Origin of the sequence: Vibrio taketomensis, assembly GCF_009938165.1 — a bacterium.
Taxonomy (GTDB): Bacteria; Pseudomonadota; Gammaproteobacteria; order Enterobacterales; family Vibrionaceae; genus Vibrio; species Vibrio taketomensis.
Genome location: NZ_AP019649.1, coordinates 599,060 through 621,899 on the forward strand (window position 1 = coordinate 599,060; position 22,840 = coordinate 621,899).

Genomic DNA, 22,840 nt, shown 5'->3' on the forward strand with positions numbered 1-22,840 from the left:
ATATGCCCTCCAAGTGAGGGCATTTCTGCTTCTACCCGATCTTCGGCGTGGGCGATGCCGGCGCCAATGGAGTTAACGATGAAAAACTTTTTGTGTGAAGACTTCTTACTCGCTAATGATACTGCTCGCGAGCTATACCATGATTACGCGAAAGCAATGCCAATTTATGACTACCACTGTCATCTAAACCCAAAAGAAGTAGCGGAAAACCGTCAGTTCGATAACTTGGGTCAAATTTGGTTGGAAGGTGATCACTACAAATGGCGCGGTATGCGCTCAGCTGGCGTACCAGAATCACTGATCACCGGTAAAGAAACTTCGGATTATGAGAAGTTTCAAGCATGGGCGAAAACCGTTCCGCAAACTTTGGGTAACCCACTTTACCACTGGACTCACCTTGAACTGCGCCGTCCATTTGGCGTAACAGGTAAGCTATTTGGTCCTGAAACTGCCGATGAAATTTGGCACGAGTGTAATGAGCTATTGGCGACGCCAGAGTTTTCTGCACGCGGCATCATGAAGCAGATGAATGTGGTGATGGCGGGTACCACTGATGACCCTATTCACACGCTTGAATACCACAAAGCGATTGCTGAAGATGAAAGTTTTGATGTGGAAGTGGCACCAAGCTGGCGTCCTGATCGCGCGTTCAAAATTGAGCTTGAAGGCTTCGCTGAATACATGACGCTACTGGGTGAAGCGGCAGACGTAGAAATTACTCGTTTTGCTGATTTGCTTACTGCGTTAGAGCGCCGCTTGGAGCACTTTAGTGCACACGGTTGTCGCGCAGCTGACCACGGTATTGAAATTGTTCGTTATGCTGCAGTGCCAGCAGAAAGCACATTAGACAGTATTCTTGCTCGCCGTATGTCAGGCGAAACACTGTCTGAGCTTGAGATTGATCAGTTCTTTACGGCAGTACAAGTATGGCTAGGTAAGCAATACGCAAAACGCGGTTGGGTAATGCAACTACACATCGGTGCGCAGCGTAACAACAACACGCGTATGTTCCGCCAGTTAGGTGTGGATTGTGGTTTTGACTCGATTGGCGATCGTCCATTTGCGCTGCAATTGGCTTGTCTAATGGATGCGATGGATGTGACTAATGAATTGCCAAAAACGATTCTTTACTGCCTAAACCCACGTGATAACGAAATGATGGCAACCATGATTGGTAACTTCCAAGGCGGTGGCATCGCAGGCAAGATCCAATTTGGCTCAGGCTGGTGGTTTAACGACCAAAAAGACGGCATGGAACGTCAAATGCAGCAGCTTTCTCAATTGGGACTATTGAGTCAATTTGTAGGAATGCTAACAGATTCTCGTAGTTTTCTTTCATATACTCGCCATGAATATTTCCGTCGTATTCTTTGTAACATGATGGGACAGTGGGCAGAGAACGGTGAAGTGCCACGCGATATGCCTATGCTAGGTAAGATGGTGCAAGATATTTGTTATCACAACGCGAAAACGTACTTCACTCTACCAGGAGAGAAATAATGAAACGTATCGCCTTACTAGGTGAATGCATGATTGAACTTAATGGCGCCCCTTTTGGTGCCATGGTTCAAGCTTATGGCGGTGATTCATTGAATACCGCTGTGTATCTTGCGCGATGTACAAAAGGCCAAGTAGGCGTGGAGTACGTTTCTGCGCTGGGTACGGATGCGATCAGCGATGGCATGATTTCGCGTTGGCAAGAAGAAGGCGTGAGCACCGAGTTGGTGCTTCGTGATAGCACGCGTCAACCGGGTCTATATTTGATCCAGCTGGATGAAAAAGGTGAGCGCACTTTCCTTTACTGGCGCAACCAATCAGCCGCGCGTTACATGATGCAGCATGCTGATTTTGCTAAGGTGGAAGCGGCGCTTGCCAATGTTGATATGGTTTACCTAAGTGGTATTAGTCTTGCAATTCTTCCTGCTGAAGACCGCGTTCGCTTAGTAGAGATGTTGGCTAATCTGAGCCAGCAAGGCGTTGAGATTGCTTTTGACTCTAACTACCGTCCAGCGCTATGGCAAAATGCCGATGAAGCGCGTGAATGTTACCGTCAAATTTTAGCCCTGACCGATCTTGCTCTTGTGACCAACGATGACGAGCAAAACCTGTGGGGTGACAGCGATGAAGAGCAAACGCTAGTACGCCTGCAAGCGGCGGGTGTGAAGAAAGCTGTAGTGAAGATGGGCGCGCAAGGCAACCACTACAACGATTTTGTTGCTGGTACGCGTCAAACTATCCCAACAACACCAGTTGAGACAGTGGTTGATACGACGTCAGCAGGTGACTCATTTAACGCTGGTTTCCTAGCGGGTTACCTACAAGGTAAAGACGCGGAGCAGTGTTCATTACAAGGTCATCAGCTCGCGGGCATCGTGATTCAGCACAAAGGCGCAATCATCCCTAAACAAGCCACTGACGCGATTGAATTCGTGTAATTAAACAACCAAATTGAAATTTAGGTACGAAAAAATGACTACAATTGCACAGCAGCTTGCAGCGATTAAAGTAATTCCAGTAATCGCAATTGATTGCGCAGAAGACATTATTCCTCTTGGTAAAGCGTTAGCAGAAAACGGTTTGCCAGCGGCAGAAATCACTTTCCGTTCTGACGCTGCGGTTGAAGCGATTCGCTTACTACGTGAAGCGCAACCAGACATGCTTATTGGTGCGGGTACGGTATTAAATCGCGAACAAGCACAAGCAGCGAAAGACGCAGGCGCTACATTCGTTGTTTCCCCTGGTTTTAACCCAAATACAGTGAATGCGTGTCGTGAAATCGGCATCGATATCGTACCGGGGGTGAACAACCCAAGTGCAGTAGAAGCAGCGATTGAAATGGGTCTAACTACGCTCAAGTTTTTCCCAGCAGAAGCGTCAGGCGGCATCAACATGGTGAAATCTCTGCTTGGTCCTTACACGCAGATTCAATTTATGCCAACGGGTGGTATTAGCCCAAGCAACGTTAAAGATTATTTGGCGATTGATCGCGTTATCGCTTGCGGCGGTACTTGGATGGTTGATAAAGCAATGATCAATGAAGGTCGTTGGGATGAGATTGGCCGTCTAGCGCGTGAAGCAGCAGATTTAGTGAAATAAGCGACACTTTGCCAAATATTTTGGCTCGGGAACAAAGTGAGTAGAGTAAGGCTTCCGTATGGAGGCCTTTTTTAAAGGAATGCCCAGAATGAAAGTTGCGCTATTACATACTTTACAAGCCAATCAAGCGCTGTTTGATGCTTGCCTTGTTCAAACTCGACTCGGTGAGTTTGTGGATATAGTCCATTACTGTGCGCCAGAGTTATTGCAGTATGCCAGTGAGGTCGGTATCGATGACACGTTAACTGCGTTAGTAGCGCAGCAAGTTTTAGACATAGAGGCGCAAGGCGCTGATTGGGTTGTGTGTACTTGCTCGAGTATTGGCCGGTTAGCAGAACAAGCCATCACTCAAAGAGCAAAAGTCATTCGCGTCGATCGACCGATGGCAATAGCGGCAAGTCAGGTTGAATCGTTGACGGTACTTGCAGCACTTGAGACGACAATAAAGCCTACGATGGCGTTATTGGCAGAATACGCAACGGATATTGAACAGACTGCCAAGATCGCAGTAATTGAAGGGGCTTGGCCGCATTACCTTGATGGTGATCTGCAAGCGTATCAGCAGACGATTGCTGACTACATTCAACAGTATTGCGCTGAGGATTCAGCGATAATGTTAGCGCAAGCTTCAATGGCTCCGGCGGTTTCGCTTCTCCCTCATTGTCTGCAATCCAAAGTGCTCACTAGCCCAACGCTGTGCGTTGAGTATTTACTCACGCAGGTTGCGAGACGAACAGATCCGGAGGTGAAGTAAATGGTCTCGTTGCCAGAATGGAATCTCGCTCAAGCAATCGGCATGGTCGCATTTGCCATTGGTGCGACGGCGTTTTTACACAGTGATGGGCGCAGATTTCGTCTACATTTGACCTTGTTCCAAGTGGTGTTGTGTAGTCACTTCATCATGATGGGGGCGCTGGTGGCTGCCTTTGGCTGCGGTATCAGTGCTATCCGCAGTTATGCTTCGACCAAAACTCAGTCTACGGGTGTGATGCTGTTTTTTATTGCCTTGCTTTGGGTCATGGGGTTACCACAACTTGAATACAGTTATGAGCTGTTGACTATTTTCGGCTCATCGGTGGCCACTTGGGCATTGTTTAAAGCGCAAGGTATTCAAATGCGTTTGTTAGTGATGTTTAATTCTTTTTGCTGGCTAACAAACAATCTACTGTTAGGTTCCATTGGTGGCACGTTAATGGAACTCACTTTTATTGTCGTCAATGCGGTTACGATTTTCAGAATGTATCGAGCAGAGCAACACACTCCCGCCTAAGTGGTGATTGTGATAAAAGAAAACCGAGCCTCAAGCTCGGTTTTCATTATTTAGCCTAAGCGCTAAGAGTAAGTGCTTAGATCGCAACCAATTTGCCATTAACGCCATTCATTGCTGGTACCCATGCAAGACGGTCGGTCGACATTTTGTTACCACAAGGCATCTTGATATGGTTTACCAGCCAGATTACGCAGCCGTTATCTAAGTTGAAAAGCACGCGAACTTGCGAGTAGAGATCGCCATCATCATGGGCTTCAGATACCGGCATTGCTGCGCCTTGCCATGCTTGCATCAGTGTCTCTACTGGCCAATCAACACTTAAACCAATCACTTCTGGCTCAATATCTTTGACTATTCGCATCTCAATATGTGCGTGTTGACCTTCGTTTTCCAAAGTAATTTGGTGTGGAATATTGCTATCGTTCCAATTCAGAGTCTGCATGATTATGCCTCCAACCAGTCGTTGGCAACTTTGATTATCGCTTTACGGACAGGCATTGGTTGATTGACAGCAACCAGAGGGCGGTGTGGTTGGGTAACCTTGAAGATAATGAAGTCATATTCATTAAGATCAGTAAATTGCTCATCGACAACATCTTCGCTAAATGCAATGTCTTTGCTATCGAGCAAGTCTTCAGCAAGCGAACTGAAAGGCTGCAAGCTGTAACCGTAGCGTTCTTCACCGGTCAATAGAATTTGCACATCTAGGTATTTTCGATGGCACTCTGAGCGGCGGTCGCTAAGTAGTTGAGTGTTATCATCAACCACAAAGAAAAACACCTCATCACCTTCGAGTGGGTATCGTCCATTTTCAACGGAATCATCAATGCGTTGTTTTACCTGCTCAATAATGCGAAGCAGTTTACTCGGAATTTGTTGCTGGTAGCTGTCTAGCTCAGATAGGTTGCCTTTAAACACTTTATACCTCGTGGAACATATTGGCGAGCCTCAAGAATGGTGAATTATAACGGTTGAATTCTAATTGGTTGACCAATTTTGCTAAGGAAGGAGAGGCTGATCAACAATTCGTTCTTGGTCTTGTGTGACGGCGCTTTTTTATCGCTAATTTTCCAATATTTTAGCCAGATCAGAGTTTGGTGCGCTTTTGCTGCTTATTGTTTTGTGTATTCACTGGAAAACATTAGTATGCGCTCAATTCAAATCCACTTGCCACACATATACTCTAAGGTGAATTATGTCTAGCTCGGTAGTGAGCACTCCACAACCCGTCCGCTGTGTTATTTTCGACTGTGATGGGACATTGATCGACAGTGAAAAACTGTGCATTCAAGCGATCCACGATGTATTTGCCAGTCATGATGTGATCATTGCGTTATCTGAAATCAAGAACCAATTTCAAGGCGTCAAAATCCATCTCATCATGGATGCGTATATTCGCCAGTACTCTCAGCTGGAGCATTTAACCGTTGATGACTTGATTGATCAGTATCGTCGCCGCAGTTTTGAGCTATTTGAAACTGAACTGCAGCCAATTGACGGTGTGTATGACGTGCTTGAGAACCTAACGAAACGCGGCATTGATGTGTGTATCGCTTCAAATGCCCCAATCGAAAAAATGCAAGTAACACTACCTCAAACCAAACTCGAACATTACTTCGAAGGTGCTGTTTATAGTGCTTATCAAGCCAATTCTTGGAAGCCAGAAGCGGGATTGATTGAATATGTAATGAAGCAGCGCAATGTGACCGCGGAAGAGTGTTTATTTATTGATGACTCGGTAGTGGGCGTGCAAGCCGGTGTGGCTGCTAATGTGCGTACGCTCTATTTTGTTCATGATGAGCAGCAGAGTGGGGGGGATATGGACCATTCTTTGGTGACGCGGATTCAAACGCTCAAAGAGTGTCTTCTATACTGCTAATGACAAAAAAGCGGTCAAAAGACCGCTTTTCAATCATCAATGGGGTTACGTCAGTAATGATTGGGTTAAAGATCTAAGTGATCTAAGCTGTCGAGCGCTATATCCATATCTCTTAACTCTTTTTCAAGACGGCGACGGTCATTAATTGCTTCAATTTCACGCCATTTGCGTTTGACGGGTTTTGCTCGAGATGAGCGTCCTTTGGAGAAATCAAACTCCATCATATCATCGTAATTTAAGCCATCCATAAGCCACCTCTACTTGACGTTGTTATACCCAAATGACCTCGAGAAAAAGTATGGCGCATTCGCGGTGAGCGAAGGCATATAAAGTCACTTGGGTATACAGGTTGTTTAATACCACCGTCTCTAAAGCCTATCTATGATTGATTTCTCATTTGTTGCGATTCGATGAAATTTTTATATTTTTTGTGCGCAAGGTGACTTTTTGTTCACAAAAAGCGATTAAAAATTGAACGGTTGATAATGTTAAATCGTGCCCGATTGAGCCTTAGTGATGTTAACTGGCTGTTTTAATTTACTAACATCCATTTTTTGTTGTCATGAAATTCACCACGATCAGTACGATTAAGTGAAAGATAACGAAAGATAGAGTCTCAAACTGCTAACTACTAGATTCAGCAAGGGATTATCGCTCTCGTTGGTCAAAACTTATAAAACTAAGCAGTGAATGGATGTTTGTTACGGCAAGTTAATCATGATGCGATCGAATGGTTAACAAATCGATTCTCATTATGTTGTGCTAATGTAAAAAGTAGGTAAAAAACTGACCTTAAATGCGTGTTTTTGCATATTGATTTTTGCAATGCTTCACTGCATTATCCGCCCGTCAAAAAATACGTCGATACGTAAAAGGGAAGCATGAAGCGAGATTTACATGTCTCAGCTGTAAAAAAATAAATCATAAATACTAAGACGAAATTGACACTTAGTACGCAGCTAGATGGAAGGCAGGGATGTAGGGATTGACGAAACTCACTTTGAGGATGTTATGACAGACTTAATCAATTTAATGAATGACCTGCTTTGGGGTTCTATTCTTGTTTATCTTTTGGTCGGGGTGGGCGTCTACTTTACTATTCGCCTAGGTTTTATCCAGTTCCGCCACTTTGGGCACATGTTCTCTGTTCTTAAGAACAGCCGTAAAGCAGACAACGCTGGTATATCTTCTTTCCAAGCACTTTGTACTAGTCTTGCTGCGCGCGTAGGTACCGGTAATATGGCCGGTGTGGCTGTTGCACTCACTGCGGGTGGCCCTGGGGCAATCTTTTGGATGTGGTTAATTGCTATGTTAGGCATGGCAACTGCTTTTGCAGAAAGCACACTAGCACAGCTTTACAAAACCAAAGATGATGATGGCAACTACCGCGGTGGTCCTGCTTATTATATGGAAAAAGGTCTGGGCATGCGCTGGATGGGCGTGCTGTTCTCTATTTTCCTTATCATTGCGTTTGGTTTAGTATTCAACGCCGTACAAGCAAACTCAATTGCCAATGCCATGCACACGGCATTTGGTTGGGAAGACAAGTACGTTGGTATCGGTGTTGTCGTTTTATCTGCGATTATCATTTTTGGCGGTATTAAACGTATTGCACGTGTGGCTGAGCTTATTGTGCCGGTAATGGCATTAGCGTACTTGGCGCTCGCGCTGTTTGTGATGTTCTCAAACATTGAAAAACTACCTGCCATTCTTACCTTGATTGTTAAGAGTGCCTTTGGCTTCCAAGAAGCAGCGGCTGGTGGTGTTGGCTATGCTATCGCGCAAGCGATGATTAACGGCATCAAGCGTGGTCTGTTCTCGAACGAGGCGGGTATGGGTTCTGCGCCAAATGCGGCAGCTTCAGCAACACCTTATCCACCACACCCTGCATCACAAGGTTATGTGCAAATGCTTGGTGTGTTTATGGATACGATTGTTATCTGTTCAGCAACCGTTGCGATCATCCTTATGTCAGGTGAGTTTGTACCAGGCGGTGCGGTAACGGGTATCGAGTTGACTCAAGCAGCGCTAAGTTCACAAGTGGGTGACTGGGGCGGCATCTTTGTTGCCGTGGCAATTTTCTTCTTTGCCTTTACTTCAATCATTGCTAACTACTCATACGCAGAAACAAATTTACTGTTCCTTGAGCACAACCACAAAGCCGGTCTAGGTATCTTCCGTATCGTCGTACTTGGTATGGTTATGTTTGGTGCGTTAGCATCGCTACCAGTTGTATGGTCACTCGCGGACGTATCTATGGGTATGATGGCCATCGTAAACTTAGTGGCGATTATTTTGCTGTCAGGCACGGTGATTAAGCTGGCGAAAGACTACAACCGTCAGCTTCAAGAAGGCAAACTGCCTACGTTTGATGCCAACCAATACCCTGAGCTGAAATCACAGCTTGAAGAGGGTATTTGGGATAATCCGCCGACAGAAGAGTCAAAACGTTAATAGTTTTGAACGATTAAACTAATCAAAAAAGCCATGCAGACAATGCGTGGCTTTTTTTGTACTCTAAGTAAAGAGAAGAATAAGGATAGAGTAAAGTCATGCTGATAGTTGTTTCCCCTGCGAAAACCCTAGATTACGAGTCGCCACTTGCGACTGAAAAGTTCACGCAACCAGAGTTGATTGCGTACTCAAAGCAGTTAATTGATGTGTGCCGTCAGCTAACGCCAGCCGATGTGGCGAGCTTGATGAAAGTCAGTGATAAAATTGCCGATTTGAACGTGGGACGTTTTCAAGAGTGGAGTGAAACATTTACCACTGAGAACGCTCGCCAAGCCATTTTAGCCTTTAAAGGTGATGTCTATACCGGCCTTGAAGCTGAAACACTGTCAGACGATGACTTTGATTATGCACAACAGCATCTGCGCATGTTGTCAGGGCTTTATGGTTTGCTTAAGCCTCTTGATTTGATGCAACCATACCGTCTTGAAATGGGCACGAAGCTTGTCAATGACAAAGGCAGTAACCTTTACCAGTTCTGGGGCAATGTGATCACTGAAAAGCTTAATCAAGCGATTGCTGAGCAAGGCGATAATGTGCTGATCAATCTCGCGTCGAATGAGTACTTTAAAGCCGTCAAACCAAAAGCCTTGGATGCACAAGTGATCACGCCAATCTTTAAAGATTGCAAGAATGGTCAGTATAAGGTGATCAGTTTCTATGCGAAGAAAGCTCGCGGCATGATGGCTCGTTATATTATTGAAAATCGCATCAGTAGCGTTGCTGACTTAACCAATTTTAACGTGGCGGGTTACTACTTTGTTGAGCAGGAATCGACGCCAACCGAGTTAGTATTTAAACGCGAAGAGCAGTAAACGAATGAATAAAAAAGGGAGTGACATGTAACTCCCTTTTTTTCGCCATGATTGAGCTCGTTATAATTAAGCTATTGGTTAATGGAATAGCGATATACTTGATAAGTTAAGAACGATGCAATTGGGATAAGGGTGACTGAGTGTTTGATACACATTGCCATTTAGATCTATTGAGCGCCCGAGGTATCGGGGTCGAAGCGGCGGTTAAACAGGCTGAAAATTGTGGTGTGCAACATATTATTGTGCCTGGTATTGACGCTAGCAATTGGCCAACGATAGCGAATTACGCCCAAAAATACTCATCTGTGGAATGGGCCATCGGCATTCATCCAATGTTTGTAACGCAAGAGAGTCTAGCTGAGTTCGATTTGATGCAAGCCAAGCTGGAATCGGGTGCAGATTGTATCGCCATTGGTGAGTGCGGCTTAGATTTCTTCCACGGACGTGATAACCAAGCTCTACAAACCGAAGTTTTGATCGCACAGTTAAAATTGGCTCAACGGTTTGAATTACCAGTGCTATTACATGTGCGTAAAGCGCATCAAGAGTTAATTCAGCTCTTAAAGCAATACCCTTTATCTCGTGGTGGAATCGTGCACGGCTTTAGCGGTAGTTATGAGCAAGGAATGGATTTTGTGCGCTTAGGCTTTAGTTTGGGAATTGGTGGTACGATTACTTATCAACGCGCGAATAAAACTCGCAACGCTGTTGCATGTTTACCTCTAGAGGCTCTCGTTTTAGAAACGGATGCACCTGATATGCCGCTTTTTGGCTATCAAGGTCAGCCCAATCAGCCTAAAATGGTTCGGGATGTTCTGGCTTGTTGCGTAACCCTAAGGCAAGAGTCAGAGCAAACGATTACGCAAAAAATGACAGAAAACGCTACCAAACTGTTTAATTTGATAGGTCGCTGAGTGTGCTTTTTGTAAATTCAGCCAAGTTAAACGGTTGCGTTTTGTGATTCATGTCTCAATTGTTAATGTATAGTTCGTGCTGTGTGGTAAAAAGTGCGATATGGATACTACTTTTAATCCTTGCGATCAGTATAATCCACCGCGCTTTTGAGCTCCATTTTGTAACACGCCAACAAATAACATAAGGAAGTCATAAACTATGAGCCTGTTTATGAGTCTAGTCGGTATGGTAGTGCTTCTTGCAATTGCATATGCATTCTCATCAAACCGCAAAGCTATTAACTTTAGAACCGTGGGTGGCGCATTTGCTATCCAATTTATCCTTGGTGCATTTGTACTTTATGTTCCTTGGGGTCGCGACCTACTAAACAGTTTCTCTCAAGGTGTATCAAACGTTATCAACTATGGTAACGATGGTATCGAGTTCCTATTTGGTAACCTAGTTAACTTCTCTGTAGAAGGCATTGGTTTTATCTTTGCGTTCAAAGTACTTCCAACACTGATTTTCTTCTCAGCGCTGATTTCAGTTCTGTACTACCTAGGCATTATGCAATGGGTTATTAAAATCCTTGGTGGTGGTCTACAAAAAGCTCTGGGCACTTCTCGTGCGGAATCTATGTCTGCTGCAGCAAACATTTTCGTAGGTCAAACAGAAGCACCTCTAGTGGTTCGTCCGTTTGTTCCTAAGATGACTCAGTCAGAACTATTCGCAGTAATGTGTGGTGGTCTAGCATCTGTAGCGGGTGGTGTACTAGCTGGTTACGCGTCAATGGGCGTGCCTCTAGAGTACCTAGTAGCAGCATCATTCATGGCAGCACCTGGTGGTCTTCTATTTGCTAAGATCCTAATGCCAGAAACAGATACGCCAGAAGAAGACATTCAAGCGGCGATGGACGGTGGTGACGACAAACCAACTAACGTTATCGACGCAGCAGCAGGCGGCGCAGCAGCAGGTCTACAACTAGCACTAAACGTTGGTGCAATGCTAATCGCGTTCGTAGGTCTAATCGCGCTAATCAACGGTATGCTTGGTGGTATCGGTGAGTGGTTCGGTATGCCGGATCTGACTCTACAACTTATCCTAGGTTACGTGTTCTCTCCACTAGCATTCCTAATCGGTGTGCCAATGGATGAAGCGATCACTGCTGGTTCATTTATCGGTCAAAAACTGGTAATCAACGAATTCGTAGCGTACCTAAACTTCACGCCTGTAATGGCTGAGCTATCACCTAAGACTGTAGCGATTATCTCATTCGCTCTATGTGGTTTCGCGAACCTTTCATCTATCGCGATTCTACTAGGTGGTCTAGGTAGCCTAGCGCCAAACCGTCGTAGCGATATCGCTCGTATGGGTATGAAAGCGGTTCTTGCTGGTACATTATCTAACCTAATGGCAGCAACAATTGCAGGCTTCTGTCTAAGCCTAACTGGCATGTAATTCGAGCCCGTTTATATAGACGCAATTGTTATGATTAAATTATGCCCTGTAGCTTGATGCTACGGGGCATTTTTTGTATTTACTCGGTGAATTCACCAGTAAAAATTTTGAGATACAAACCGTTTGCGCTCTATTTGTTACTACAGTTTTATGAGGTTTCTTTATAAGGTAGCGAACGTTGATTAACCTGAAGCTATTTATTGCTGTTCAAGTTAACAATAAAGGTTTACCTTTGAGTAAATGAGTTACTCAAATCCGCATAGAGAATAAGCCTTGCTTAGTTTTCTGTGCGTTTAAAGACACCGCAATCGAAGATTGTTGTGCCATAGGCCAAATTGGTACTGTGCGGTGACAAGGAAAGCAATTGGGGCAAATTCGCTATTTGCCACCGAGTCTTCAAGGAACCAAGTCCGTTCATCAATCACTGTTTCTCTGCCTATACTCACAGAGCATAAGAAACAGTCATATTTTTGAATATTGATCGGAGATAGAAATGAGCGATTTAAAAGCAGCAGCGTTACGTGCACTTCAACTTATGGACCTAACGACGCTTAATGACGACGACACAGATGCGAAAGTAATTTCACTTTGTCATGATGCGAAAACAGCAGTAGGCAACACAGCTGCGATCTGTATTTACCCTCGCTTTATTCCTATTGCTAAGAAGACACTACGTGAACAAGGTACGCCAGAAGTACGTATTGCGACGGTAACTAACTTCCCTCACGGTAACGATGATATCGAAATCGCAGTAGCGGAAACGAAAGCTGCAGTCGCATACGGTGCAGACGAAGTAGACGTGGTATTCCCATACCGTGCACTGATTGCTGGTAACGAAGAAGTAGGTTTTGAACTAGTTAAGCAATGTAAAGCGGCTTGTGGCGATAGCGTACTGCTAAAAGTTATCATCGAAACTGGTGAGCTAAAAGAAGAAGCACTGATCAAGAAAGCATCGCAAATCTGTATCGAAGCAGGTGCTGACTTTATCAAAACTTCAACTGGTAAAGTGCCAGTAAACGCAACACCAGAATACGCACGTATGATGCTAGAAGTGATTCGCGATATGAACGTTGCTGAAACGGTTGGTTTCAAACCAGCAGGTGGCGTGCGTACTGCAGAAGATGCACAAGCATACCTAGCAATGGCTGATGAAATTCTTGGTGATAACTGGGTTGATGCTCGTCACTACCGTTTCGGTGCGTCAAGCCTGTTAACTAACCTGCTTAATACATTAGAAGTGACAGACGAAAAAGCGGATCCAGCTGCTTACTAATATCTTCGTCATATTAGAAGCTGCAACGTCGTTTGCTGCATAAATTATCTCTAATCACATAGTTATCTATGCTCATAGAGCTAATTTACTGGCAGCCTAGTTGCAGCTCCAACTATTTAGAAGATAGCGTAGAAATTTAGTCTGTTTGATGAAGTGGTGCTAGTCACCGCTTCAATCTCTACCTCTTTACCTTACAACCTTACTCACTGGAGTTTGGGAGGCACTAATGTATTTACCTCAAGAGATCATTCGTAAAAAGCGTGACGGCGAAGTACTGACCGCTGACGAAATCAACTTCTTTATTCAAGGTGTTGCCAACGACACTGTATCTGAAGGTCAAATCGCAGCATTCGCGATGACGATTTTCTTCAACGAGATGACCATGGATGAGCGAATTGCCCTAACGTGTGCGATGCGCGATTCTGGCATGGTGATCGATTGGAGCCATATGAATTTCGGTGGCCCGATTGTTGATAAACATTCAACTGGTGGTGTAGGTGACGTTACTTCACTGATGCTTGGCCCAATGGTGGCGGCATGTGGTGGCTTTGTACCAATGATTTCTGGCCGTGGTTTAGGCCACACTGGCGGTACACTCGATAAACTGGAAGCGATTCCAGGTTACAATATAACCCCAACCAATGATGTGTTTGGTCAAGTGACCAAAGAGGCGGGCGTCGCAATCATCGGTCAAACTGGCGACTTAGCGCCAGCTGATAAACGTGTATACGCGACTCGTGATATCACAGCTACCGTAGACAACATCTCGTTGATCACCGCATCAATTCTATCTAAAAAACTGGCAGCTGGTCTTGAATCGCTCGTGATGGATGTAAAAGTAGGCTCTGGCGCATTTATGCCGACTTACGAAGCATCTGAAGAGCTTGCGAAATCTATTGTAGCGGTAGCGAATGGTGCTGGTACGAAGACGACAGCCATCCTTACTGATATGAACCAAGTGTTAGCATCTTCAGCGGGTAACGCAGTAGAAGTGCGCGAAGCGGTACGCTTTCTAACGGGCGAATACCGTAACCCTCGCTTACTTGAAGTCACCCTAGCCTCATGTGCTGAGATGCTAGTATTGGGCAAACTTGCTCAAGATACTGAAGAAGCGAACGCGAAGTTGATGGAAGTGCTAGACAACGGTAAAGCGGCACAATGTTTCGGTAAAATGGTTGCTGGCCTTGGTGGCCCTGCTGATTTCGTTGAGAACTACGACAATTACCTAGAAAAAGCGGAAATCATCAAGCCAGTCTTTGCCGAAGAAAGTGGCGTGGTATCAGCAATGGATACTCGTGCAATTGGTATGGCTGTCGTGGCAATGGGCGGTGGTCGTCGCGTCGCAACTGACGTTATCGATTATGCGGTAGGTTTTGATGGTTTTATTCGCCTTGGTGAAGTTGCCGATGAAACCAAACCATTAGCCGTGATTCATGCGCGCAATGAACAACAATGGCAAGACGCTGCAACAGCGCTGCGTAAAGCGATGACTATTGGTGGTGAGTACACACCTACACCTAATGTGTACTGCCAAATTCGCGCTGAAGACATTTAATTTTAACAAGGCCTGCTTACAGTGATAATCAACCAAGTGGGCCTGAGGAATAAGTAATGAAAAGAGCATTTATTTTAGTCCTAGATTCATTTGGTATTGGTGCAACAGCAGATGCTGATAAGTTTGGCGATGTCGGTTCAGATACGCTAGGCCACATCGCGGATCAGTGTGAGCAAGGTTTAGCGAATAACGATAAGCGTAGCGGTAAGCTATCACTACCAAATCTGTCTAAACTCGGTTTGGCGATGGCGCATAAAGAGTCAACTGGTCGCACAGCGCCGGGTCTTGACCTTGATGCGGAAATCATCGGTGCTTACGGCCATGCAGCAGAGCTATCTTCAGGTAAAGATACCCCATCTGGTCACTGGGAAATTGCAGGTGTGCCGGTATTGTTTGAATGGGGCTACTTCACTGATAAAGCCAATAGCTTCCCGAAAGAGCTGACCGATCGCATTTTAGCGCGCGCAGGTCTGGACGGTTTCCTTGGTAACTGTCACGCATCAGGTACACAAGTGCTGGATGATCTTGGTGAAGAGCACATGAAAACGGGCTTGCCGATTTTCTATACTTCAGCGGACTCAGTATTCCAAATTGCCTGTCATGAAGAGACGTTTGGTTTAGATCGACTATTAGAACTTTGCCAAATCGCCCGTGAAGAGCTTGAAGATTACAACATTGGCCGTGTCATTGCGCGTCCATTTATCGGCCCTGGTAAAGGTCAATTTGAGCGTACTGGTAACCGCCGCGATCTTTCAGTAGAGCCGCCTGCAGCGACAGTACTGCAAAAACTTGCTGATGAAAAACAAGGTGAAGTGGTATCAATCGGTAAGATTGCTGATATCTACGCCAACTGCGGTATTACTAAGAAAGTAAAAGCGACGGGTATTCCTGCGCTATTTGAAGCTACGCTTGAGCAGATCAAAGCGGCAGGTGACAACACTATCGTTTTCACTAACTTTGTTGATTTTGACTCAGCTTACGGTCACCGTCGCGATGTTGCTGGTTATGCAGCTGCGCTTGAGTACTTCGATGGTCGTATCAACGAAGTGATCGAACTAATGCAAGAAGATGATATTTTGATTCTGACTGCTGACCACGGTTGTGATCCAACATGGCAAGGTACTGACCACACGCGTGAACACATTCCTGTTTTGGTTTACGGTCAAAAAGTACCGGCGGGTTCACTTGGTCGTCGCGAGACTTTCGCTGATATTGGTCAAACACTTGCAGAGTACTTTGGCACATCGCCAATGGAATACGGCAAGAACTTTTATAAATAATTAACTGGCGTCAATGCCGTTCAATTGACGCCTTTCTTCTATATAGAAAAGGAAAACACGATGGCAACTCCACATATTAATGCTGAAATGGGTGCGTTTGCAGACGTAGTACTAATGCCGGGTGACCCGCTACGTGCTAAATACATTGCTGAAACCTTCCTAGAAGACGTAGTTCAAGTATGTGATGTCCGTAACATGTTTGGTTACACAGGTACGTACAAAGGTCGTAAGATCTCTGTAATGGGCCACGGTATGGGCATTCCTTCTTGCTCTATCTACGTAACTGAACTGATCAAAGACTTCGGCGTGAAGAAAGTGATTCGCGTAGGCAGCTGTGGTGCTGTTAACGAAGACATCAAAGTTCGCGACGTTGTGATCGGTATGGGTGCGTGTACAGACTCGAAAGTAAACCGTATTCGTTTCAAAGGTCATGACTTTGCTGCTATCGCAGACTACAAAATGGTTCGTGCAGCAGAAGAAGCAGCAAAAGCTCGTGGCATCGATGTGAAAGTCGGCAACCTATTCTCAGCTGAGCTTTTCTACACGCCAGATCCAGAAATGTTCGACGTAATGGACAAATACGGCATCGTTGGTGTTGAGATGGAAGCAGCAGGTATCTACGGCGTTGCAGCAGAGTACGGTGCTAAAGCTCTAACTATCTGTACTGTTTCTGACCACATCAAGACTGGTGAACAAACCACTTCAGAAGAGCGTCAAAACACGTTCAACGATATGATGCTAATCGCACTAGATTCAGTTCTACTAGGTGATGAAGAGTAATCATTGATTAAAGCGCAGTGCTTAAAGAGGTGAGAGGCGAGAGCGCTTCGCTTTGAGAGTTCATAGCGCTTGAATTGGTATTTGAAAGGGTTGGCTTAATCGCCAGCCCTTTTTTATATCTATCATACTAATCTCGAATTTCAGTTCTCAACGCATAAAAAAACCGGCTTGCGCCGGCTCTTTATCAATTCATTTCTTTTAGTAATAGGTTTTCGCCTTTGGTTTTTGGCTTACGGCGAATAATAAACGCCAGTAGAAAACCAGAAATAAAAGCGACGGCAATCATTGCGTACATGTAGCGATCACTTTTACGGTAGTAGTGATCAGAAAATGCAGTAAGTTTACCGGTCTCAAACGTCATACGAATAAAACCGACAATAGTATTGTCATGCAAAATTGGCTCAACCAACTGCTGGCGACCAATTCGGGCGGTTTCTAGTGGTGTATCTAAACCAAGGATCTCACGCACAGACTTCGCTTTATCACTCGACGCAAGGCGAATGCCTTCCGCATCGTAAATGGTGGCATCAAACACCAAGTTGTCTTTTGACAATTGGTTGGTTAGGTTAAGCAAACGCTCTTGATCTGCATCTGCAATCATCGAGCCTGCTGATAATGATGCTTGAGAAATCAGAACCTTGGTTAATGTTTCCAGCTGGTTGGCTTGGATTTGTTCATTACCCTTGGTAATTTTGACACTGTTGATTGCAATCGTGATCCCGCTAGCGAGTAAGAACAGGATTGCCAGTGCGCGCATTGCCATGCGAAATGAAAACAAAGAAGAGTCCATGTATTACCTTCCAAACCCACTACTATTGTTTTTTTATAGTAGAGAAAAATGGGCAAAATTCTAAAATTATCGCGTACATTGCGCATATTGAGACTTGCGCTAACAAATTGCAATAGGGTAACTTGGTAGCGCATAGAATAGGATTATTTTACATGGAAAAGGTAAATACATTAGCGATAAAGCGTCACACTACGCTATTAAATCGCCTCCCAGAAACCCAAACCTCAACCAACTTTGATCGTAAAAAAGCGGGTTGGATTGTGTTTGGTGAGTTTTTAAGCCCCTCTCAATTTGAAGATATCGATTTTTTTACCGGTGAGTTCAACCCAATTGTCGATGTGTGGAAAGTAGGCCGTTACGAAGTTGCCCTGATGGCCGGTCATCTCACCAGTGAATTAGAAGAAATTTTACAAGCCTTAGAGTTAGATTATGCACCGCTGCGTGAATTTCCTGAGCTAACTAAACCAGGATTGATTGTATTTGATATGGACTCGACGGCGATTCAAATTGAGTGCATTGATGAAATTGCTAAACTTGCGGGTGTTGGTGATGAAGTTTCAGAAGTGACCGAGCGTGCGATGCAAGGTGAACTTGATTTTGAGCAGAGCTTGCGTCAGCGTGTTGGTAAGTTGGCGGGCGCTCCTGAGTCAATTCTTGAGCAAGTTCGTCAATCGCTGCCATTAATGCCCGATTTACCTGAATTGATTGCAACGCTACAACAGTTCGGTTGGAAGACTGCGATTGCCTCAGGTGGATTTACTTACTTCTCTGATCATCTAAAGCAGATGCTGAATCTTGACCATGCCCAGTCGAACCAATTGGAAATTATCGACGGTAAACTTACCGGTAACGTCTTGGGTGAGGTTGTGAGCGCACAAACCAAAGCTGACATACTGCTGCAACTGGCCGAGCAATATGATGTTGAGCCACATAACACCGTGGCGGTGGGTGATGGTGCCAATGATTTAGTGATGATGGGGGTTGCAGGGCTAGGTATTGCTTATCATGCTAAGCCAAAGGTAGAACAACTTGCCCAAACTTCAGTTCGCTATGTGGGGTTAGGTGGCGTGTTATGTATTTTGTCTGCTCAGCTCTTAAAGCAGCAAAAAGTCAGTTTCAAACCATTGCCATAGATAATCCTAAATTGAAAAAGCGAGCCAAGGCTCGCTTTTTCGTGGGTTAGGTTCGTTATGGGATCTATTGAGTGAGTTCTAAACGGATCAATACTTCTTCGGTGATATCAATAATTTCACTAAAGCCAACCACGGTACAAATTTCTTTTTCTAAGCTACGCGCTTGATGCATACTGATGTTACTGAGCTCCTCAAGGTCTTTGCGTAGGAGTGAAGTAATCGGGTCGAAAATTGGGGTTGAGCAGATCCGCAGCGCATGGAATTCCCCCATGTTTTGCCCGCGCTTGATAAACTCCATCCGTTCTTTGGTTGACTCAAATTCTGAACATAGTTTGACTTCAAGCGTTTGCAGGCGAGTGCCAAACTTGATCGCTGTAATGTAAATCTCTTTGGCTTTCGATTTAATCCCTTCGATACGTTTCATCGGCGCAGCCAGCAAGGTCGTGGTTCTACCTTTGTAGATAGTGTCTAAACATAACCGATTGTTTTGTCCAAGCTTGGCAAACAATGCAAGATAAGGCGGTAAGGGATAATTCACTCCGATGACCTTAGGTTTGAGTCCGGTGCCTTTTTTCTCCACAAATAGTGGTGTGCTGACCATCTTGTCTAGCAAAATGTTGTGTAAATTCTCCAACATCTCTTGGCTTGGCAGAGTCTCTTGAGTCGCTTCTAACTTGCTTTGGTTGTGTTCAATCAAGCGACCAAAAAACGCCATGATCTTGAGGGTTTGTACTGAGTCATCAATGACCAATTGGACTCGTTTTCCCCCAGGGCTGACACGAATTACCTTGTAAGGCACTTTGTTGAGTGGCAATGACCGATCGTATAACTGCAGTTCACTGAGGTTAACCGTGCAGAGGTCACCCGCTTTGAGCTCAATTGGCGAGCTTAAAGCGACATACAAACCATGCTTTGAAATATCTAGAGTAACTCCTGCTGCTTGCTGTTCTTCGAAGTTTAAAAACAGTGGTGAGCGAAAATGATAACGTGGCTCTTTACGACGATTTTGTGCATCAAAATACAAACTAACTGGGGTGTGGGAGCAATGGCGTTTATGGCAAAAGCGATTAATTTCCGACGGTTTAATCCGCGGCTTTTCACTCAATAGGTAATCTTTACCTGCCGTGACATCGGAAATCTCTTGCAACATCGCAAAGTGCGTTAAGTCTTTTGTCAGTTCACTCGATTCTGCGGGTAAATCATCAAGCATTTCTCGCTCTTCTTGAGTTAACTCAAATACCGAGATACGAAATACCTTCCATGACTCTTTTCGCGCACCAACGTGCCAAAACAGCTGGCGCATCTCACGGTTAGCTTCAGAGATCATCATTGAAAAGAAGAGATCTTTGCTTTTGTGCTGATGCTTAAAAGAGTAGAGGACGCTATTGCTGCCGCGCATGCCGGGTTTGGTGAACATCGCCAAACGTTCAGGAGTAAACAGATTCGACAACGTAAGTTGATTGCGCTCATCGTTCCAATATTGCCAAATATGCTGGTTGTTTTCAGTCATCAAAACCAGTTTGAGCTCATCGCCACTAAAAAAGATCGGCAGATTGCAGGTGTGTTTGAGGTAGTTATGCTCATAACCGCGTGAGCGAGCTCGAATCACTTTATCTTGATTATCATGGCGCGTTCGCTGGGCATCATTGTGTAAGCAGTGTGCCATGATCTCATCGATAAGCACGACATCATCAATCTTAATTACGCGCAGGTAGTTGACTGCATCATTCTCAAAAGACTCATCAATACCAACGATGCGGTAGCTAATGATTTGCTCGATGCCGGGGATTTTGCTATTGCGTGCCAGTTCGGAGAAATGAACCGAGATCACTTCACCTAATTTGTAGCCAAATGCAGAAGGCACTTTAAAGCGTCCGCCCGATGGGGAAATATCAACGGTTACCCCATGAACCATTTGATCATTAGATAGATGAATGACAATTTGAGTAGAGAGTTTGAGGCGGTTTTCTTTACGTTTTAAATCGTAACCTAACACGATCGGTTCGGCATTGAAGTTAACACTGGTGTTACTCAGGTCTTCACCTTGCGGTTTGCCTTTGCGATTCATGACTTTAAAACTGTTATGGGTATTGTTTAATGCTTCAAATACCCCTTCGGTATAGCCATGAAATTTGCGCACGTTTTTGTGGTAGGTGTTAAATGCAACATCATCAAGCCAATGCACGATGCCATCGAGCTCATATTCTCGGCACTCGCCTTTCACTCGTCCGCGCAAATCGATAGATCGATAGCAGGGCGCCATTAAGCGCTTAAGTTCCATTTTTACGAGAATTTTGAGCGATGGTGATTCACCGTCGGTCAATTTGGACAGAAGGTAATCAAAATCTGCAGTTTTATAGACCGGCAGCAGGCGTTCGGCGATGGAAAAAATTTCTGTTTGTTGCATGCTCTTTTGGCGTGTCGTTCCTTGTCAAAAATATATCGACCTTGCTTATTAGATCTTTAGTGATATGTTACCTTGAATCAAGCCAATATCGGGGCTTATAAAGCCGCCAACATCACATATTTTAACTGAGGTTACATGGCAAAAGTAAAACGTGCATACGTCTGTAATGATTGCGGAGCAGATTTCCCTCGTTGGCAGGGACAATGTAATGCCTGCGGTGCATGGAACACCATTAGTGAAGTTCGATTAGCGGCGTCTCCCGCTGTTGCAAGAAATGAGCGTCTAACGGGTTACGCAGGAGCAGTGACAGAGAGTAAAGTTCAGTCTTTAGCTGAGATTGACTTACAAGAAGTGCCACGCTTTACCAGTGGTTTTAAAGAGCTCGATCGCGTGTTGGGCGGTGGTGTAGTGCCTGGGGCGGCAATTTTGATTGGTGGTAGCCCGGGCGCAGGTAAGTCGACCTTACTATTGCAAACCATGTGTTACCTCTCTTCACAGATGCCAACGCTGTATGTGACTGGCGAGGAATCGTTGCAGCAGGTCGCGATGCGTGCTTCGCGTTTAGGCTTACCAAAAGATCATCTCAAAATGCTGTCTGAAACCAACGTCGACCGTATTTGCCAAATCGCTGAACAAGAGCAACCAAAAATTATGGTGATTGATTCGATTCAGGTGATGCATGTTTCCGATGTGCAGTCGTCTCCGGGCAGCGTGGCGCAAGTGCGTGAGTCGGCGACAGCTCTAACTCGTTATGCGAAACAAAATAATGTCGCAGTGTTCATTGTTGGCCACGTAACCAAAGATGGTACTTTGGCAGGACCGAAAGTACTTGAGCACATAATTGACTGTTCAGTATTGCTTGATGGTGGCACCGATAGCCGCTTTAGAACACTACGCAGCCATAAGAACCGCTTTGGTGCAGTCAATGAACTTGGTGTGTTTGCGATGACGGGGCAGGGGTTGCGCGAAGTCAGTAACCCGTCGGCAATTTTTCTTTCTCGTGGTGATGAAGATACCTCGGGTAGCTCGGTCATGGTGGTGTGGGAAGGGACTCGCCCGCTATTAGTTGAAATCCAAGCGCTGGTGGATTATTCCCAATTAGCCAATCCACGTCGCGTGGCTGTCGGTTTAGAGCAAAACCGTCTCTCTCTATTGCTCGCGGTATTGCATAAGCATGGTGGTTTACAAATGTCAGACCAAGATGTATTCGTTAATGTGGTTGGTGGTGTAAAGGTTACTGAAACCAGTGCTGACCTCGCATTAGTGATGGCGCTTCTCTCTAGCTTTAGAGATCGACCACTACCGAAAGATGTGGTGGTGTTTGGTGAAGTAGGCTTGGCTGGCGAAATTCGCCCAGTACCAAGTGGCCAAGAGCGCCTTAATGAAGCATTTAAGCATGGCTTTAAGAAAGCAATTGTCCCCGCTGCGAATATGCCTAAAGGGGTATTGAAGGGATGCAAATTCACGGTGTGAAAAAGCTATCAGAAGCAATTGCAGCGTTTGATGAGCTGTAAGCTGCCTTGAAGTTAGGCGCTTATTATTAATCAAAGGTGAAAACTGGGATTTTCCATCGCAAAATACTACACTTGGCTATTATTTTGGGGTAGATTCGCCCGCTAAATATTTTTAAACATAGCCGCACGCAAGGGTATCAGTCTTGACAGAATGTGATATACTCTGCGCGCACTTTATACCTTAT

The 22,840-nt window shown here is 45.0% G+C and carries 20 protein-coding genes and 1 pseudogene; 16 read left to right on the forward strand and 5 right to left on the reverse strand.

Going from position 1 to position 22,840, the window contains the following annotated elements; genetic code table 11:
• The first annotated feature begins 78 nt into the window (after positions 1-78).
• From uxaC to Vt282_RS02840, 5 genes are all read left to right on the forward strand, one after another.
• The gene (gene uxaC / locus Vt282_RS02820; protein WP_162062496.1) at positions 79-1,500 is read left to right on the forward strand and encodes a glucuronate isomerase; all 1,422 of its coding nucleotides are present in this window, start codon (positions 79-81) and stop codon (positions 1,498-1,500) included.
• Positions 1,500-2,435 carry a sugar kinase gene (locus Vt282_RS02825; RefSeq protein ID WP_162062497.1) on the forward strand — a complete coding sequence of 312 codons (936 nt, stop codon included), beginning with the start codon at positions 1,500-1,502 and terminating at the stop codon, positions 2,433-2,435. Before uxaC ends, Vt282_RS02825 begins: the two co-directional genes overlap by 1 nt.
• A gap of 34 nt (positions 2,436-2,469) precedes the next feature.
• Positions 2,470-3,096, forward strand: a complete 627-nt coding sequence (locus Vt282_RS02830; protein WP_162062498.1) for a bifunctional 4-hydroxy-2-oxoglutarate aldolase/2-dehydro-3-deoxy-phosphogluconate aldolase — start codon at positions 2,470-2,472, stop codon at positions 3,094-3,096.
• A gap of 88 nt (positions 3,097-3,184) precedes the next feature.
• A complete protein-coding gene (locus tag Vt282_RS02835) occupies positions 3,185-3,850 on the forward strand; it encodes a hypothetical protein (protein ID WP_162062499.1) in 666 nt (221 codons plus the stop codon).
• Positions 3,851-4,366, forward strand: coding sequence for a YgjV family protein (locus Vt282_RS02840; RefSeq protein ID WP_162062500.1), 516 nt, complete (start codon positions 3,851-3,853; stop codon positions 4,364-4,366).
• Positions 4,367-4,442: 76 nt separating this feature from the next.
• On the opposite strand, the gene Vt282_RS02845 is transcribed toward Vt282_RS02840, so the two are convergent.
• Together Vt282_RS02845 and Vt282_RS02850 are read right to left on the reverse strand one after the other, a co-directional pair.
• Entirely contained in the window at positions 4,443-4,808 is a 366-nt protein-coding gene (locus Vt282_RS02845) for a hypothetical protein (RefSeq protein WP_162062501.1), read from the reverse strand.
• Positions 4,809-4,810: 2 nt separating this feature from the next.
• Positions 4,811-5,284: a NanQ anomerase/TabA/YiaL family protein gene (locus Vt282_RS02850; RefSeq protein ID WP_162062502.1), complete on the reverse strand. Its 474-nt coding sequence runs from the start codon at positions 5,282-5,284 to the stop codon at positions 4,811-4,813.
• Positions 5,285-5,561: 277 nt separating this feature from the next.
• On the opposite strand from Vt282_RS02850, the gene Vt282_RS02855 reads away from it, so the two are divergent.
• Positions 5,562-6,245: an HAD-IA family hydrolase gene (locus Vt282_RS02855; protein WP_162062503.1), complete on the forward strand. Its 684-nt coding sequence runs from the start codon at positions 5,562-5,564 to the stop codon at positions 6,243-6,245.
• A 65-nt stretch (positions 6,246-6,310) separates the two neighbouring features.
• Here Vt282_RS02855 and Vt282_RS02860 read toward each other — a convergent pair whose 3' ends face one another.
• Positions 6,311-6,493, reverse strand: coding sequence for a DUF3545 family protein (locus tag Vt282_RS02860; protein ID WP_162047055.1), 183 nt, complete (start codon positions 6,491-6,493; stop codon positions 6,311-6,313).
• 763 nt (positions 6,494-7,256) lie between these two features.
• Between Vt282_RS02860 and Vt282_RS02865 the strand changes: the two genes are divergently transcribed.
• From Vt282_RS02865 to deoD, 8 genes are all read left to right on the forward strand, one after another.
• Complete coding sequence (locus tag Vt282_RS02865) at positions 7,257-8,699, forward strand: alanine/glycine:cation symporter family protein (RefSeq protein ID WP_162047054.1); 1,443 nt, start codon at positions 7,257-7,259, stop codon at positions 8,697-8,699.
• Between the two features lie 98 nt (positions 8,700-8,797).
• Complete coding sequence (gene yaaA, locus Vt282_RS02870) at positions 8,798-9,571, forward strand: peroxide stress protein YaaA (RefSeq protein ID WP_162062504.1); 774 nt, start codon at positions 8,798-8,800, stop codon at positions 9,569-9,571.
• 140 nt (positions 9,572-9,711) lie between these two features.
• Positions 9,712-10,485, forward strand: coding sequence for a TatD family hydrolase (locus Vt282_RS02875; protein WP_162062505.1), 774 nt, complete (start codon positions 9,712-9,714; stop codon positions 10,483-10,485).
• A 199-nt stretch (positions 10,486-10,684) separates the two neighbouring features.
• Positions 10,685-11,923: a NupC/NupG family nucleoside CNT transporter gene (locus Vt282_RS02880; RefSeq protein WP_162047051.1), complete on the forward strand. Its 1,239-nt coding sequence runs from the start codon at positions 10,685-10,687 to the stop codon at positions 11,921-11,923.
• A 493-nt stretch (positions 11,924-12,416) separates the two neighbouring features.
• The gene (deoC, locus tag Vt282_RS02885) at positions 12,417-13,196 is read left to right on the forward strand and encodes a deoxyribose-phosphate aldolase (RefSeq protein WP_075651278.1); all 780 of its coding nucleotides are present in this window, start codon (positions 12,417-12,419) and stop codon (positions 13,194-13,196) included.
• 226 nt (positions 13,197-13,422) lie between these two features.
• Positions 13,423-14,751: a thymidine phosphorylase gene (deoA, locus tag Vt282_RS02890; RefSeq protein WP_162062506.1), complete on the forward strand. Its 1,329-nt coding sequence runs from the start codon at positions 13,423-13,425 to the stop codon at positions 14,749-14,751.
• Positions 14,752-14,807: 56 nt separating this feature from the next.
• A complete protein-coding gene (locus Vt282_RS02895) occupies positions 14,808-16,031 on the forward strand; it encodes a phosphopentomutase (protein ID WP_162062507.1) in 1,224 nt (407 codons plus the stop codon).
• Positions 16,032-16,091: 60 nt separating this feature from the next.
• The gene (gene deoD, locus Vt282_RS02900; RefSeq protein ID WP_162047049.1) at positions 16,092-16,811 is read left to right on the forward strand and encodes a purine-nucleoside phosphorylase; all 720 of its coding nucleotides are present in this window, start codon (positions 16,092-16,094) and stop codon (positions 16,809-16,811) included.
• Between the two features lie 184 nt (positions 16,812-16,995).
• Here deoD and Vt282_RS02905 read toward each other — a convergent pair whose 3' ends face one another.
• Positions 16,996-17,601: a YtjB family periplasmic protein gene (locus Vt282_RS02905; protein ID WP_162047048.1), complete on the reverse strand. Its 606-nt coding sequence runs from the start codon at positions 17,599-17,601 to the stop codon at positions 16,996-16,998.
• A gap of 152 nt (positions 17,602-17,753) precedes the next feature.
• Here Vt282_RS02905 and serB point away from each other — a divergent pair, with 152 nt between their 5' ends.
• Positions 17,754-18,734 (forward strand): phosphoserine phosphatase, encoded by a 981-nt coding sequence (serB, locus tag Vt282_RS02910; RefSeq protein ID WP_162062508.1) that lies wholly within the window; start codon positions 17,754-17,756, stop codon positions 18,732-18,734.
• A gap of 64 nt (positions 18,735-18,798) precedes the next feature.
• Here the strand turns inward: serB and Vt282_RS02915 are convergent, their stop codons facing one another.
• Positions 18,799-21,141 (reverse strand): PilZ domain-containing protein, encoded by a 2,343-nt coding sequence (locus Vt282_RS02915; protein ID WP_162062509.1) that lies wholly within the window; start codon positions 21,139-21,141, stop codon positions 18,799-18,801.
• Between the two features lie 135 nt (positions 21,142-21,276).
• Here Vt282_RS02915 and radA point away from each other — a divergent pair.
• Positions 21,277-22,655: pseudogene (gene radA, locus Vt282_RS02920) on the forward strand (DNA repair protein RadA).
• Positions 22,656-22,840: the final 185 nt, after the last annotated feature.